Raw genomic sequence first — 15,645 nt, 5'->3', positions numbered from 1 at the left:
GAGGGCATGACATGGCACTCAAGGTGCACATCTGCGCCGTTGGGCGGCTGCGGTCTGGTCCCGAGCGCGACCTTCTTGACGACTACCTCACTCGATTTGATCGCACCGGACGGGCCTTGGGCCTTGGTCCGGTTGCGGTGCATGAGGTTGAGGACCGCAAAGGTGGCGGCATGGCGGCTGAGGCCGGCTTGCTGGATGGTGTCATTCCCAAAGGCGCGGTGATCTGTGCGCTGGATGAACGTGGCAAGCTGATGAGCAGTCCTGACTTTGCCACTATGCTGGGTGGCTGGCGCGACGATGGGCGTGGGGATCTGGCCTTCGTAATCGGCGGGGCGGACGGCATTGATCCAACCTTGCGGGCGCGGGCCGATGCCAAATTGAGTTTTGGTAAAATGGTTTGGCCACATATGCTGGCGCGGGTGATGCTGAGTGAGCAGCTTTATCGCGCGGCCAGCATTTTGGCTGGCGCGCCGTACCACCGCGTCTAAATTTCATTTAGCCTTTGAAAAGTTAATGCGCACGAGGTTTGCGAAAGTGCACCTCCGCAAAGCAGTCGTGATACCGACGCGATACCGACGTGGATTTTGAGGTGTTAATTCAGCGCGGTTCTTGCAGCAAAGCGGCCCGTGATTGGGAGGCAAATTCACGCCGTCCGAGCACAATCACAGTCACCAAAACGCCCAGAATAAGCATCATCGGACCCAATATCCACGCAGCCGCAGCAAGGCCAAAATAGATCGCCCGAATCCCGCGGTTGAAACTGCGCGAGGCGGTGATGTTGATGGTTCCAGCTTTCCTAGCCCGCGACAGTGCGGTCGGGTCATTGGCGTCGTTTGGCACGGCGGCCATAAGCACCGAGCAATAGCCGAAGAGCCTGTGAGACCACACAAATTTCAGAAATGCATTGCCAATAAACAGCAGCACCAGCACCAGCTTGAGCTCCAGAACGGAGGCCGGTTCAGCAGTCTGGGTCAGGTCTTTGGTAACACCGGCAATTTGGTCCGTATTTCCGATCAATGCCACCAAACCACCAATCGCAATCATCGAAGATGAGGCAAAAAACGCCGTGCTTTGGCGTAGATTTCCCATGATTTGTGCGTCAAAAACCCGCGTCTCGCGCTTCACATAATGCACCATCCATTCCTGCCGGTAAAACGCCATCAACCGTGACACGGAAGGTCGGCTTTTAGGTGGGTTTTCAATAAGATGCGTGGCAAGCGCCCAGGCCAAAAAGATGGTGCCAACAGCGGTGTAATCAAGGGTGGAGAACTGGGCGAGAAGCATGTTTGGAGTCATGTTTGCACCCTAACGTGAAGCGGCCTCACTTGCCAACTTGGATTATTGGTTATATTAATTTACCAATTACAACGGAGGTCAGCCATGGACATGCCAATCCCAAACCCCGAGGTGCTTGCCAATAAGGCGCGCATTGTGGCGCGTTTGAAAGAGGTCCTGCCGCCGGATGCGGTGATCTCTGACGAGGTCGAAGTGCGGGCCTATGAGTGTGACGCGCTGACGGCTTACCGATGCCCGCCGCTCGCTGCGGTGCTTCCGGCCTCAACGGAAGAGGTCGCGGCGATTCTAAAAGTGTGCCATGCGGAGAACGTTCCGGTGGTCCCGCGCGGCGCAGGGACGTCTTTGGCAGGCGGCTCTATGCCCACAGCAGATTCGGTGATCCTTGGGGTGGCCCGCATGACTGAAGTGCTTGAAACAGATTATGAAAACCGCTTCATCCGTGTGCAGACCGGCCGCACAAATCTCAGCGTGTCCGGTGCCGTGGAGGAAGAAGGCTTCTTCTATGCGCCTGATCCATCAAGCCAATTGGCCTGTGCAATTGCAGGCAATATCGCGATGAATTCTGGTGGGGCGCATTGCCTGAAATACGGTGTGACCACCAACAACTTGATGGGCGTGACGATGGTCACCATGAACGGCGAGGTTGTTGAGATTGGCGGCGCATATCTGGACGCTGGTGGTTTGGATTTGCTTGGCGTGATTTGCGGTAGTGAAGGCCAGTTGGGTGTGGTGACCGAGGCCACACTGCGCATCCTGCACAAGCCAGAAGGTGCGCGACCTGTTTTGATGGGGTTTGACAGCAATGAGGTGGCTGGGCAATGCGTGTCGGACATCATCAAATCTGGGATTATACCAGTAGCGATTGAGTTTATGGACCGACCCTGCATTCGCGCCACCGAAGCTTTTGCAGGCGCGGGCTATCCTGACTGTGAGGCGCTGTTGATTGTCGAGGTAGAAGGATCGGACGCAGAAATTGACGCGCAATTGGAGCGAATTTTGGCGATCGCGCGGACGCACAATCCGGTGGAATTGCGCGAAAGCACCAGTGCAGATGAGAGCGCGCGGATTTGGTTAGGGCGTAAATCTGCCTTTGGCGCGATGGGGCAGATCAATGACTACATGTGTCTGGATGGGACGATCCCGGTGAGCCAACTGCCGTACGTGCTGCGCCGTATTGGTGAGCTGAGCACAGACTATGGGCTAGATGTCGGCAATGTATTCCATGCGGGGGATGGCAATATGCATCCGTTGATCCTGTTTGACGCCAACAAGCCAGGTGACTTGGAGAAGTGTGAGGCTTTTGGGGCGGATATTCTGCGGCTCTGTGTGGAGGTGGGCGGCTGTTTGACCGGCGAGCATGGCGTTGGCATCGAAAAGCGTGATTTGATGGTGGATCAGTACCTGCCGGAGGATCTCGATATCCAGATGGCCGTGAAAGATGTGTTTGATCCCAAGTGGTTGCTGAATCCCGCCAAAGTATTTCCTTTGGCGGCGAGCGACGTGCGACGCATGGCGGCAGAGTGAGACAGCAAATGATGAGACCTTCCAACGAAGCTGAACTGGCAGAGTTTGTCGCGAGCGCCGATGGACCGCTGCGCATTGAAGGGGGCGGTACACGAGATATCGGGCGGCCGGTGGCGGGCACCAAACTGTCGACCGCAAACCTGTCAGGGATTTCTCTGTATGAGCCCGGCGCGCTCACGGTGGTTGCCGCAGCTGGCACACCTTTGGCGGAGATTGAGGGTAAGCTGGCAGCAGAAGGTCAAAGGCTTGCTTTTGAACCGATGGACCACCGAGAACTATTGGGCACCGCAGGGACGTCCACCATTGGCGGTGTGGTGGCTGCCAATGTCAGTGGCCCGCGCCGTATTCAGGTTGGCGCCTGTCGAGACAGTCTGTTGGGTGTGCGGTTTGTCGATGGCATGGGGCGTGTTCTGAAGAACGGCGGGCGAGTGATGAAAAATGTCACCGGCTACGATTTGGTGAAGCTGATGGCAGGGAGCTGGGGCACGCTTGGGGTGCTGACTGAGGTTAGTCTCAAGGTACAAGCGATTCCGGAGGCTGTTGGTTGCGTGCTTGTAAATGGGCTTTCGGATGTGGATGCAGTGGCAGCGATGAGCGCGGCGCTTGGGTCTCCTTATGATGTGACTGGTGCTGCCCATGCGCCGTCTGGTGTGGATGGTCATCCGGTGACCATGATCCGGATCGAAGGGCTGGAGGCGTCTGTGGCCTATCGGGCTGCGAAGATAACAGAATTATTGGAAAAACTTGGGGGTGAGGTGCTTGTCGAGCGTGATCCGACAAAAGTTGGGGCTGGATGGGCTTGGGTACGGGATGTGGCTTTGATGCAAGGGCAAGCTGGAGATGTGTGGCGGGTGTCTGTGAAGCCAAGTGATGGGCCAGAATTTGTTGCAAAGCTGAGAGCCAAGCACGCAGATGTAAGTGTGCTCTATGATTGGGGTGGCGGACTTGTTTGGATACAAGTGGCCGAGGGTACGGACGTACGGGCCGAGTTATTTGCGGGACATGCGACATTGATCCGTGGTTCAGAGCTAACTCGATCCACCATCCCGGTGTTTCAGCCGGAGCCTGCGCCGTTGGCAGCGTTATCAACTGGTCTGCGCGCAAAGTTTGATCCGCGCGGGATCCTGAACGCGGGATTGATGGGGTAATCCGATGCAGACAACTTTCACCGAGGACCAGCTCAAAGACCCCGGCATTCAACGGGCCAATGAGATTTTGCGTGCCTGTGTGCACTGCGGTTTTTGCACCGCCACTTGCCCCACCTATCAGGTCTTGGGCGATGAACTCGACAGCCCGCGCGGGCGGATTTATCAGATCAAGGACATGCTGGAAAACGAGCGCGTGCCAGATGCCAAAACGGTCAAACATATTGATCGGTGTCTGAGCTGTCTGGCGTGCATGACCACGTGCCCCAGTGGGGTTCATTACATGCATCTGGTGGATCATGCGCGGGAGTATATTGAAGACACCTACAAGCGGCCCTTCACTGATCGCTTGCTACGCTGGATTCTGGCGCAGATTTTGCCCTATCCGATGCGGTTTCGTTGGGCCCTGATTGGCGCTAAGCTGGGCAGGCCATTTCGCTTCTTGATGCCGGATGCGCGCCTGCGGGCCATGTTGGACATGGCGCCTAAGTCGATCCCGCCAGTGAGCCGTAATGACGATCCGCAGAGTTTTGCGCCTCAAGCAAAGCAGAAAATGCGCGTGGCCCTGATGACAGGCTGTGCGCAAAAGGCTCTCAATACCGATATCAATGACGCAACTATCCGTTTGCTCACACGCTTGGGATGCGAAGTTGTGGTGGCCGAGGGCGCTGGCTGTTGTGGGGCACTGACGCATCACATGGGCAAAACCGATGCCAGCCACGCGACAGCGGCCAAAAACATCACCGCTTGGTGTGCGGAGATGGACGACGCAGGACTGGACGCCATTGTGATCAACACATCGGGCTGCGGCACCACGGTGAAGGATTATGGCCATATGTTTCGCAATGAGGCCTTGGCTGAAGATGCGGCTCGGGTCAGCGGCATTGCGATGGATGTGTCTGAAGTGTTGATGAAACTTGATCTGCCAAACGGCGCGGATCGGGGCGCCGTCGTAGCCTATCATGCTGCCTGTTCCTTGCAGCATGGACAGCAGATCAAGACCTATCCCAAGGACCTGCTTAAGAAGGCCGGGTTTACTGTGGTGGAACCAGCGGACAGCCATTTGTGTTGCGGCTCTGCGGGGACGTATAATTTGATGCAGCCGGAGATATCCGCGCAGCTTAAGGCGCGAAAAGTGCGTACGCTGGAGGCCAAAAAGCCGGACATCATTGCGGCAGGAAACATTGGCTGCATGATGCAGATCGGCAGTGCCACCGACGTGCCTATCGTGCACACAGTTGAACTGTTGGATTGGGTCACCGGCGGGCCTCAGCCACGTGCGCTCACGGAACCAGGCAAGCGGGTTCCGGAAATTCCTATTTTGCGGTGACGCGCCCCTCACTTGTTCCTTTGATCAAAGCTGTGCCAAGGTCGCGCCCTATTTCCGCCGCAGGGGGGCGGTAGAGCAGAGGAAATCAGAGCGTGGAGGCCTGACGTGGTTCGGTTACTGACAATTCTAAGCGTGATCTTTTGGGGTGGGATGGCCACCGCACAAGACAGCGCACTTCAGCGACTGGACACCGGTGAGGACAGCCGCGATTGGGGGGCTGTCGGGCGACTTGAAATTGACGGCAGGGGGTTTTGCACTGGTGCGCTGATCGCGCCGGACTTGGTGCTGACCGCTGCGCATTGTCTCTACGAAAAGTCCAGTGGCGCGGCTTACGATGTGCGGCAAGTTGAATTCCGTGCGGGCTGGCGCAATGGCCGTGCGGAGGCCTACCGATCCGTGCGGCGGGCCGTTGTGCATCCCAAGTATGCCTATAGTTCCGAGGTTAAGATTGAGAATGTGCAAAATGACCTTGCGCTTCTGGAACTGCATCATCCCATTAAAAATACAACCGTTGCGCCGTTTGAAACCGCGGCTGGGCTGCGAAAAGGGTCCCAGATTGGGGTGGTGTCTTATGCTGTTGGCCGTGAAGAAGCGCCCTCCTTCCAAGAGGTGTGTCAGGTGATGGGGCGACAGCGCGGTGTCTACGTGTTGTCTTGCAACATTGATTTTGGCAGCAGTGGCGCGCCGGTTTTTGTTTTTGAAGATGGTAAGGTACGGATCGCTTCTGTGGTTGCCGCAAAAGCGGAAGTGAAAGGCACCAAAGTGGCATTGGGCGCGGCATTGGATCACGCACTGCTCGAGTTGTTTGCGGAAAGAGGCAAGTCATCCGTCAAATCTGGTGGCTTGATGTCGTTACAGAAGCGCAACAGCACAGGTGCCAAATTTGTACGTCCTTAGTTGACTTAGGAGTGGTGAGTATGCGGGTTTCGAAATTCTTAGGTGCGTTGATAGCATGTTTGTCTGCGTTGCCGGTGACCGCGGGCGAACGGCTTCAGCCGCTGACAAGTCGCGGTGATCTTCTGGGCTGGGAGGCTTTGGGAAGGTTGGATATGCGCGGCACCGGGTTTTGTTCGGCCGCGTTGATTGCACCGGACCAAGTGCTGACCGCGGCGCATTGTGTTTTTGACAACAACGGCACGCCAATTGCACCTGAACACATCACATTTCGAGCCGGATATGTCTCTGGTGATGCCTTGGCCGAACGAAAGGTCAACCGAGTGGTGGTTGATGCCAATTATAAAGATAACGCGGACGGAAAAATTAGTGGCAAGATGATCCCGCACGATGTGGCCCTGCTGCGCTTGAACTCTCCGATTTCCACTGGTGAAGCAGATCCGTTTTCCATTCACGTTGATCCTCAGGAAGGGGAGAAAGTGTCCGTTCTAAGCTATGGGCGTGGACGTAGCGAGCACCTGTCCTGGCAGCGAGATTGTTCGATATTGCAGCGTGGCTGGGGTGTGTTGACCTTCGACTGTAACGTAACGTTTGGCTCGTCCGGTGCACCGGTGTTTGTGCGGTATGGTAACCGGGTGCGAATCCTGTCGGTGGTTTCGGCGACGGGCGAAACCGGACAAGGACAACAAGTGTCCTACGGCATGGAGTTGCCGGACGTTGTCGCCGAGTTGAAAAGGCGCATGCGTGTTGGGGATCGACCGGCAGTTCAGGCGGCGACAGGGGTGACCCGCATACAGGTTGGCACCCGCAGCGGTGGTGGTGCTAAATTTGTGCGTCCCTAAATCGCGGGGTTGAAACTCCATTTCGATACCATACCTGAGTTTGAGTGAGGCGCCGATGATCGGGTCTTACACATTCATCGCCTGTCCAAATGGAAGGCACCTACATATCGTTGTCGCTCAATGGAGGATAAACCATGCGCACTTTTGATCTCGCTCCGCTGTACCGGTCGACCGTTGGTTTTGACCAATTGGCAAACATGATGGACCGCGTTTTGTCCAATGACGTCGCCCAGCCGAGCTACCCACCGTATAACATCGAAAAAACCGCTGATGACGCCTATCGCATCTCGCTGGCTGTGGCCGGTTTTTCGGCGGATGATCTGAACATCGAAGTCAAGCAAAACGCTTTGGTGGTGACCGCCAAAAAAGGCGACGAAGCCTCGGATAAAACCTATTTGCATCGTGGGATTGCCACCCGCGCGTTTGAACGCCGCTTCCATTTGGCGGACCATGTGCGTGTGACTGGCGCAAGCCATGAAGACGGCATGCTGCACATCAACTTGGAACGTGAAATCCCTGAGGCGCTAAAGCCACGCCGGATTGAGATTTCCAGTGGTTCATCCAAAGCTGTGGAGCAAGATGTGGTTGACGCTAAAGCAGTCAACTGACCTCCATCCCAAACTGACATAACAATTCTTCTCTTGTTGTCAGGCGCGCGTTCCCAACGGAGCGCGCGTTTTTGTTTTGTTGTGTTCTTAACCTGTGAAGGGCATGGTGTTGGCGTGTTTTCCAACATCGGGAGTGGCGCGTGAATCTGGGCGCTTTGAAGTCGGGTAATTTCCGCACCTATGTCTTTGGCTCTGCCTTTGGCCTGTTGGGGATCTGGATGCAGCGCATCACGATTGGCTGGTTGGCCTGGGACATGACCGACTCCGCTAGTTTTGTAGGTGCGGTGGCGTTCTTGTTGTTTGCGCCGTCTATTGTGTTGTCGCCATTGTTTGGCGTCTGGGTGGATCGGTGGCGTGTGAAGCAGACTATGCTGGTTCTGCAAAGCATCAATGCGACGCTGAGTGCTGTGCTTTGGGCGGTGGTCGCGTTGGGTTGGGCGACTCCGTTGGTTATTGCCCTGATCACCCTTTTGATTGGCATGGTGATTGCCGCCAATCATCCGGTGCGCATGGCACTGACACCCCGGCTTGTGCGGCGCCATCAAGTGGGCTCAGTGGTCACAATTGTGGCAATCAACTTCAACATCGCTCGGATGGTTGGACCGGCGTTGGGCGGGGTACTGATTGCGACAATTGGGGTGGCTGAAACTCTGTTTGTGCAGACAATGTTGTTTGCGCCCTATCTGTTTGTCATCACTCGGCTGTCGTTGCGACCCCGGCGCGATAGCGGGAGTGCGCAAGAGCCGTTTTTTCGCGCACTGGGGGCCGGCGTCAGATATGTTTGGCACTCTCAAACCGTGCGAGAGGCTATGCTTATAGCGGGCGTGTTGGCGTTGGTGGCGCGTGGGGCGCTTGAGGTGTTGCCGCCTTTGGCCGACGGGGTTTTTGAACGCGGCGCGGAGGGGCTTGGTGTTCTGATGAGTGTGACCGGGTTTGGGGCGATCCTGGGCGGGTTTTCACAAGCGATAATGCCGCCCCAAGAGCCGGGACGCCTGCCATTGACCACTCGGATGGCGATTGTTTTTGGGTTGATATTGGTCGCAATGCTGGGGCTATCACCAACGTGGGAGGTAGCGCTTGCTGTGGCTGCAGGCATGTCTTTTGTCACCACGATAACGGCCATTTCTACGCAAACAGCCATTCAGCTTGATCTTGAGGATGATATGCGTGGGCGAGTGATGAGTTTGTGGGCGGTGATTGCCGCTGGCGGTTCGGCGCTGGGCGCAGGCGCCATGGGGCTATTGGCGGATTGGCTGGGCTATCAGACCGCATTGATTTGGACCGGAAGTTTGGCGGCGTTGAGCGTCGCAGCCTACCTCTTGGCGGTGCGATTCAAAGCTTAAGCCCTGATATTGGTCACAAAAGATGTTTGAGGTTTGAAATAGTTTCGCCCAGAGTGCCTTAAAACGCCGGGGAGAGAGTTATGGATTGGGACGACGCATATTCCAACGGAGCCTATATTGAGGGCGCGGAGGCCTATCCGCCGCGCTGGGCAAGCGAAGCGGCGGCCTATCGAGCTTCGTCTAACGCCGAAGAAGATATTGCTTATGGGGATGGTGAGCGGCACAAATTTGACCTGATCCAGCCAAACGGCGACGCCAAGGGGCTGTTGGTGTTTGTGCACGGCGGTTATTGGATGGCGTTTGACAAATCATACTGGAGCCATTTTGCACGGGCAGCGATTTCACGAGGCTGGGCCGTTGTTTTGCCGTCGTATGATCTTGCGCCTTCGGCGCGGATTTCTGAGATCACAGAGCAGGTCGCGGCGGCAGTCACTAAGGCTGCTGAACATGTGGAGGGCCCGATAATGTTGGCCGGCCATTCCGCTGGTGGGCATCTGGTGGCGCGTATGGCGTGCGACGGGGTTTTGCCAGAGGATGTGGCGGCACGGATCTCACGTGTGGTGCCAATCTCACCAGTGGCAGACTTGCGCCCACTTATGAACACGTCGATGAACAACGACCTCAAACTTGATGAGACGGAGTGCGCAGCTGAAAGCCCGGTGTTGCAGACCCCGCGTGCGGGTGTGGATGTGACCGTGTTGGTCGGAGCCAAAGAACGACCCGTATTCTTGGATCAGGCGCGCTGGCTGTCAGAAGCTTGGAGCTGCGACATGGTTGTGGCAGGCGGCAAGCACCATTTTGATGTGATCGATGCGTTCTCTGATCCGGACAGCGACATGGCGCAGATGTTGTTCCCCTAAGGCCGGAAGCACGGCAACGTGTCCCCTTCTCTTGGGGTGGCGTGCCAGACACCTCGGGCAATGGCGCGGGCAAGGCAGGTGGCGGCGGCGTGACCAAGCCAGAGCGCGTCCGCGATTTCATCGGCAAGCGGCTTGGCACTTGTGCTGACACCAAAGATGAGATCGCCATCCATGGGGGTGTGTGACGGCACCAATGCGCGGGCCATACCGTCATGCGCAGCCGTCGCCATACGCGTACATTGAGCTTGCGTGAGATCTGCATCGGTGGCGACAATGGCAATGGTGGTGTTGTGGGTAGACAGTTTGGTTTTGGGCAATTCAGATGGGGCGGATGGCAGGAGGCCATTGCCGCCAAACTCATTGTCTACTTCCCATGGTGCAGCCCAGAAGTGTTCGCCATCCGGCGAGGCGTCACCAAGAGCATTTACGGCGACCAATGCACCAACGGTGTGGCCGGATGGGAGCACCATCGAGGCGGAGCCAAGCCCACCTTTGTGGGTGGCGAGTGTTCCGCCGGTGCCTGCGCCAATCGAGCCCAATTCAAAATCCGCACTGGCGTCAGCCAGCGCCATTGCACCAAGGGCCTTGTAGGGGTTTTCGGTCCAATTCTTGTCGCCACCATTCAAAAGATCGAACAGGATTGCGCCTGGCACAATTGGTACTGTTTGATCCCCGACGGGAAACCCCCGGCCTTGGGTGCGAAGGGTATCTGCGACGCCGGACGGGGCGTCTAAACCAAAGGCAGAACCGCCGGACAAGGTGAGGGCGTCCACTTGCTGCACGGTTTTGTCAGGCGCCAAAAGATCGGTTTCACGGGTGCCAGGGGCACCTCCCATCACAGAAACCCCACAGATGAACGGCGCATCGCCGATCAGCACAGTGGCGCCGGTTTTGATGCTGTCATCCTGTGCGTTGCCGACGCGCAGGCCAGCGACATCAGTGATCAGGTTTTTGGGTCCGGTCTGCATGGTCTGTCTCCTATTGCGGTCACAGTAGGCGCGGAAATCTGATGCGCAAGGTCGCGGTTGAAACATCTGTGTCGGATTCTGCTTGTCGCCGTGATGCTTGTTTTGGCAAAATGCCCGCAGCACTGGCGATGGCGTCGCCACATTCCTTTTGGGAATGCGCACAAATCTTTACAGTCCTGAACGCCGGGACCTCTTTTATCGGAGGTCAAAATGACTGCACGTCCAGAATTCTATCGTTTCCACAATGGCGAGAAAGCGCCGTTGCAATTTGCCGAGGCTGAATATGCCAGCCGCGTGGCCGGTCTGCGGGCCATTATGGTTGAGCAGGGTGTCGACGCGGCTGTGTTCACGTCCATGCATAATGTGTCCTACTATTCGGGCTTCACATACTGCGCCTTTGGGCGGCCCTATGCGGTGGTGGTGACGCCAACCGAATGCGTTACCATTTCAGCTGGCATCGACGCGGGACAGCCTTGGCGGCGGTGCTATGGCGACAACATCACCTACACCGATTGGCAGCGCGACAATTACTGGCGGGCGATCAAATCTATCACCGGTGGTGGCGCGGTGATCGGCATTGAAGGCGATCACCTAACTCTGATGCAGCAGGGCAAATTGGTGAGCTTCTTGTCTCCGTCCAAAGTTGTCGATCTGTATGAGGCCACGATGCGCCAGCGCATGCACAAGAGTGCGGCGGAGATCGAGATGATCCGCGCAGGGGCCGCTGTGGCAGATGTGGGCGGCTATGCCATTCGGGATGCCATCAAAGAAGGCGTGCGTGAAATCGATGTGGCCATGGCCGGTCGGGATGCGATGGAGTTGGAGATCGCAAAGCGGTTTCCAGATGCCGAATATCGTGACACCTGGGTGTGGTTCCAATCGGGCATCAACACAGATGGGGCCCACAATCCGGTGACATCCCGAAAATTGCAGCGCGGGGATATCCTGTCACTCAACACGTTCCCGATGATTTCCGGGTATTACACCGCGCTGGAGCGAACCCTGTTTGTAGGCGAGGTGGATGACGCCAGCCTGAAAATTTGGGAAGCGAATGTAGGCGCGCATGAGCTGGGGATTTCTCTGCTAAAACCCGGTGCGAGCTGTGCCGAGGTGACCGAGCAGATCAATGACTTCTTTGCGGAGCGGGATTTGCTGCAATATCGCACCTTTGGTTATGGCCACAGCTTTGGCGTGTTGAGCCACTATTATGGTCGCGAAGCAGGGTTGGAATTGCGTGAAGACATTCCGACAGTGTTAGAGCCCGGCATGGTGATTTCCATGGAGCCGATGTTGACCATTGCGAACGGTCAGCCCGGTGCGGGCGGCTATCGCGAACATGACATCCTGGTGATCAACGAGGATGGCAATGAGAATATCACCGGCTACCCCTATGGGCCGGACTTCAACGTCGTTGGTTAAGCCGGCATAAGACCAAACTTGGTTTTGGCCGCGTGAAAGAGCGGCCAAAACCTCGCGAAATGCGGGTGCGTGTCTACGACCCCTTTCTTTTGCCATGCACATTTGCAACACTCTGACCAAATTGAATTCGAGTCCGATGTAAATGGAAGTAACATTCCCCATATCAGGCTCAAGGTATTGGAAAGAGGGAGTGTTTTATGGCGAATTTTGAAACCCAAGTGCGTGAGTCTCAAGCGCAGGTGGCCGAAGCACAAAACAAGATTGCTGAGTTGACCGGTCGTATTGATGCGGCGCGGGCGAAGATGAAAACCGGCGACGACATTGCGATCGATATTGAAAACGCAACGCTGGACGATGTGCATGCACATACGGATGTGATGAACTCCAACATTGCTGAGCTGATCATGGGGCTGGACGATGTGACATCAGCTTTCTCCAAAGACTTTGACCAGATGCGGGACAAGACCGGCTGGGAGAGTTTTGTAGGTGTGTTCAGCCGCGGGAAGTCCGACTCCATGCGCGCGGAACGCATCAAGACTGCCAATATTGATGACAAACTGCAGGACCTGATTGCCAAATCCGATGTGATCACCAAGCTTTTGGAAAGCCAACTGGCTGTGCTCGAAGAGCAGAAGGTAAAGGTGGAGCAAAATCTGACCGAGACGCTGGATGAGCGTGAGTTCACCGTCGGCGAGCTGGAAAGCCTACGGGCGGAGATCATGGGCATGGACCCCAAGATCATCGAGGTTGAGAACAAGATTGCGGTGGAACAAGACGCGGCGGCGCGGACCAAACTGGAAACCGAATTGGCCGACTTGAACAAGTCTTACAACGATTTGGTGCAGCAGGAGCAGGTGAAGCTCGCGCAGAGCCAGACGCTTGAGCGTTATATCGAGAAAGGCAAGACCTGGGTTGACTCGCTGCAAAATCAGGCCGCAACGCAGATGGTGCTGATCAACAAGTTGCAGACAGACACCAAGCAGCGTGTTGTGCTGTATGATGCGCTGACCAAATCGTTGAAGACCGCGCAGCAGCAGGATGTGGCCCACCGGATCAACGAGATTGGTGTAGAGACCGACAAAGAAGCACAGGCCTCAATGGCGGCGATTGGAACGGCGACCAACCAGAAGATGGCCGACATGATGGAAGCGCATGAAGAGCACATGGTGTTTGCACGCGATGTGTTGGAGGCGAAGGCCAAGGCGGATGAACGCTTTGCGCGGCGGTTCCAGAAGATTGTCGAGAAGCACGATAAGAATCTGTATGGGGCGTGATGGCTCTTTGAAGTGATGAAACGGTCGCAGAGCTACATAGACAATTTTTTTCGTGCAGTGGGTTTGTCAATGCTGTGCGCAATGGATTCCTTTTTGGCGCTTTTTTTGGGGCGTGCGGACAGATTCTGGACAGCGAGTGCCACTGTTCTGTTTCTTGCCGGATTTCTGACTTGGCGGTTGGCCAAGCAAACACAGAACTTTCCGGCGCATGAGCATGATCTGCTCGGTTGGGGAGTTTTTGCGGCCGTAGCCGTTGCGATGATTTTTGCAAGCAGCCTTATGAGACGCAGGATCTTAAACCGAGGGAAACATTCTGGTGAAAACTAAGCTTCAGAATACCGCAGGATTGCGCCCGAACCCGAGGGCGGCTGTCGGTTTGGCGCAGCCTTTCCAGCAGTCTTCAACAGCACTGATTGTTACCAACGTTGCAAAATCGCGCCCGCCCTGGGGGGCGGGGTCGGGCGCGATCCGTGACACTGCGTGTCCCAGAGGAGTAAAATGAACGACACAACCAAAGACCACACAGCTCTGATGGAGACCCGCGCGTCGCGGCGGTATTTTCAGAAGTTTGAGCGCATCACCGAGCATCTGACTCAGGTTGCGGCGGCGCGGGCGGCTGAGGGGGCGATTGGGCAGAATGAGGTGGAAATCCTTACGCGTTATCTGGCCTCGATTGGCTACACTTTCAAAGCGCTGAGCATGAAATACCTGCTGGTGGGGCGCCAGACGGGTCAGTTCTTTGGCAGTCTCTCTATGGACGCTGTGGAGAGTGGATTTCCGGTGTTCAATGAGTTGTTGGTCATGGCCAATGACGCGCAGCAGGCCGAAAGCCATTTGCGCAATATGCCCAGTGCAGAGCAGCTCAAAGACGACATGCTGCGCGGCATTATTGGCGATCAGGAGATCCCGACCAAGCTGCAATTCGCGCTGAGCCAGCGGCTCTACTATGAAGAATTGCTTAAAGGCGAGCTGTTCTGGGCGCAGAACCATCCGGAGGTACGCTGGCAAGGCAATCTGTCGGAGCGGCGGCGCAAGTATTTGCTGCATTGGGCGGTTTACGACAGTCAGGTGAACCTGCCGACGATCTACCTCATGGGCCTTGAGGACACCGGGCGGCGGGCGTTGCCCAAGGATGAGCGGCGCTGGCCGGAGGTGCAAGCGCATCTTATGGGGCAAGCCGTGGGTGGCTTGAAACTGGTAACCATCGCCAAAGGCTTTGATGAAAGCTTTGACGATCTGCACCCGAAACGGCTGCGGCGCATTCATGTGGGGCCGATGTATTCAAGCGCGTTTACCAAGCAGAGCGGGCCAATCCGGGAGGTTTTAGACGCCGCGCGAGCGCCTGAGGGCGACGATTGGACGTTGGCCTGGACCACTGAAGATTTGGTCAGTGAGCGGGTGCAAGATGAGCGCTCTGGCTGGTTTGGCACGGTGGAGCGGGAGGTGTTTGCATTGGACCCGTTTTCCGGGCGCGGCGTGGACACCGGCGCGACCAGCTTGGAGCGTGCTGTCATTCTGCCGCAGAGGCCGTTTCAGGCGCTTGAAGAGCTTAACCCGCCGGGGTTTGGCAACGTAACGAAATATGTGGTGAGCCCGCAAGGGCGGGTGCTGCGGTATTGAGACGGTTCACTTGGATAATTGGTCTGTCTGTATTGGCAGTTGCTGTCGGTGGTATGGCTTTTTGGTCTGGTAAAAAAGTTCAAAGGCTGCGGCTGGATGTGGTTTTCGCTTTCGCCAACACATTCTCACTGACGGAGTTTGAGAGCTGGGCGGTGGAGAACGAATTTGAACCCGCAAATGAACTCTATGACCAAGCGCAAGCAGGTTGGCGTCTGCCCTGTTCGATGGAACCCATTGACTGGATGCTCGAAAAGCCTGACCGAGTTGATTGTTTCGAACGCGCTGTTGGTACTGGATCGCGCAACATGGGCGAGGTGCTTTTGGTCTGCCTGTCCCGTTCTGAGCAGCGATATGACAACCTCGCAATTGCGCATGTAGACAAAGACTGGCCCGCCGGAACGTGGGAAGGCGCTTTGTTGCCTGAAGACTATAATGAACAGAAGTGGTGCGTTTTTGATACCGCGAAGCAGAGTTAAATGAACGTGACGCGGCCACACCCGCGGCGCGAGTAATTTGGCAAGA

General features: G+C 56.3%; 15 protein-coding genes. 13 read left to right on the top strand and 2 right to left on the bottom strand.

Annotated elements, in window-relative coordinates; all coding sequences use genetic code 11:
- Positions 1 to 11 precede the first annotated feature (11 nt).
- Positions 12 to 488, top strand: coding sequence for a 23S rRNA (pseudouridine(1915)-N(3))-methyltransferase RlmH (gene rlmH / locus QOL67_RS01560; protein ID WP_283424181.1), 477 nt, complete (start codon positions 12 to 14; stop codon positions 486 to 488).
- Positions 489 to 597: 109 nt separating this feature from the next.
- Here rlmH and QOL67_RS01555 read toward each other — a convergent pair whose 3' ends face one another.
- The gene (locus QOL67_RS01555; protein ID WP_283424180.1) at positions 598 to 1,296 is read right to left on the bottom strand and encodes a DUF599 domain-containing protein; all 699 of its coding nucleotides are present in this window, start codon (positions 1,294 to 1,296) and stop codon (positions 598 to 600) included.
- A gap of 84 nt (positions 1,297 to 1,380) precedes the next feature.
- Here QOL67_RS01555 and QOL67_RS01550 point away from each other — a divergent pair, with 84 nt between their 5' ends.
- The 8 genes from QOL67_RS01550 to QOL67_RS01515 all read left to right on the top strand — a co-directional run bounded on the left by QOL67_RS01550 (position 1,381) and on the right by QOL67_RS01515 (position 9,842).
- Positions 1,381 to 2,820: an FAD-linked oxidase C-terminal domain-containing protein gene (locus tag QOL67_RS01550; RefSeq protein ID WP_283424179.1), complete on the top strand. Its 1,440-nt coding sequence runs from the start codon at positions 1,381 to 1,383 to the stop codon at positions 2,818 to 2,820.
- A gap of 11 nt (positions 2,821 to 2,831) precedes the next feature.
- Complete coding sequence (locus QOL67_RS01545) at positions 2,832 to 3,968, top strand: FAD-binding protein (protein ID WP_283424756.1); 1,137 nt, start codon at positions 2,832 to 2,834, stop codon at positions 3,966 to 3,968.
- Between the two features lie 4 nt (positions 3,969 to 3,972).
- The gene (gene glcF, locus QOL67_RS01540) at positions 3,973 to 5,295 is read left to right on the top strand and encodes a glycolate oxidase subunit GlcF (protein WP_283424178.1); all 1,323 of its coding nucleotides are present in this window, start codon (positions 3,973 to 3,975) and stop codon (positions 5,293 to 5,295) included.
- A 105-nt stretch (positions 5,296 to 5,400) separates the two neighbouring features.
- Positions 5,401 to 6,192 carry a trypsin-like serine peptidase gene (locus QOL67_RS01535; RefSeq protein ID WP_283424177.1) on the top strand — a complete coding sequence of 264 codons (792 nt, stop codon included), beginning with the start codon at positions 5,401 to 5,403 and terminating at the stop codon, positions 6,190 to 6,192.
- Positions 6,193 to 6,212: 20 nt separating this feature from the next.
- On the top strand, positions 6,213 to 7,031 hold the full coding sequence (locus QOL67_RS01530; protein WP_283424176.1) for a trypsin-like serine peptidase: 819 nt from the start codon (positions 6,213 to 6,215) through the stop codon (positions 7,029 to 7,031).
- A gap of 134 nt (positions 7,032 to 7,165) precedes the next feature.
- Positions 7,166 to 7,639 (top strand): Hsp20 family protein, encoded by a 474-nt coding sequence (locus QOL67_RS01525; RefSeq protein WP_283424175.1) that lies wholly within the window; start codon positions 7,166 to 7,168, stop codon positions 7,637 to 7,639.
- Between the two features lie 140 nt (positions 7,640 to 7,779).
- The gene (locus tag QOL67_RS01520; protein WP_283424174.1) at positions 7,780 to 8,982 is read left to right on the top strand and encodes an MFS transporter; all 1,203 of its coding nucleotides are present in this window, start codon (positions 7,780 to 7,782) and stop codon (positions 8,980 to 8,982) included.
- An 80-nt stretch (positions 8,983 to 9,062) separates the two neighbouring features.
- The gene (locus QOL67_RS01515; protein WP_283424173.1) at positions 9,063 to 9,842 is read left to right on the top strand and encodes an alpha/beta hydrolase; all 780 of its coding nucleotides are present in this window, start codon (positions 9,063 to 9,065) and stop codon (positions 9,840 to 9,842) included.
- Here the strand turns inward: QOL67_RS01515 and QOL67_RS01510 are convergent.
- Entirely contained in the window at positions 9,839 to 10,810 is a 972-nt protein-coding gene (locus QOL67_RS01510; RefSeq protein WP_283424172.1) for a P1 family peptidase, read from the bottom strand. The two genes, QOL67_RS01515 and QOL67_RS01510, sit on opposite strands and share 4 nt — an antisense overlap.
- A 210-nt stretch (positions 10,811 to 11,020) precedes the next feature.
- Here QOL67_RS01510 and QOL67_RS01505 point away from each other — a divergent pair, with 210 nt between their 5' ends.
- The 4 genes from QOL67_RS01505 (at position 11,021) to QOL67_RS01490 (ending at position 15,599) form a co-directional block, all read left to right on the top strand.
- The gene (locus QOL67_RS01505; protein ID WP_283424171.1) at positions 11,021 to 12,229 is read left to right on the top strand and encodes an aminopeptidase P family protein; all 1,209 of its coding nucleotides are present in this window, start codon (positions 11,021 to 11,023) and stop codon (positions 12,227 to 12,229) included.
- A 197-nt stretch (positions 12,230 to 12,426) separates the two neighbouring features.
- Positions 12,427 to 13,503, top strand: a complete 1,077-nt coding sequence (locus QOL67_RS01500) for a coiled-coil domain-containing protein (protein WP_283424170.1) — start codon at positions 12,427 to 12,429, stop codon at positions 13,501 to 13,503.
- A gap of 498 nt (positions 13,504 to 14,001) precedes the next feature.
- Complete coding sequence (locus QOL67_RS01495) at positions 14,002 to 15,123, top strand: hypothetical protein (RefSeq protein ID WP_283424169.1); 1,122 nt, start codon at positions 14,002 to 14,004, stop codon at positions 15,121 to 15,123.
- Complete coding sequence (locus QOL67_RS01490) at positions 15,120 to 15,599, top strand: hypothetical protein (protein ID WP_283424168.1); 480 nt, start codon at positions 15,120 to 15,122, stop codon at positions 15,597 to 15,599. Before QOL67_RS01495 ends, QOL67_RS01490 begins: the two co-directional genes overlap by 4 nt.
- The last annotated feature ends 46 nt before the right edge of the window (positions 15,600 to 15,645 follow it).

It is taken from the genome of Shimia sagamensis, assembly GCF_900182745.1.
Classification (GTDB): domain Bacteria; phylum Pseudomonadota; class Alphaproteobacteria; order Rhodobacterales; family Rhodobacteraceae; genus Shimia; species Shimia sagamensis.
The sequence above is the reverse complement of the archived record's forward strand: the minus strand, read 5'-3'. Positions and strand labels throughout refer to the sequence as shown.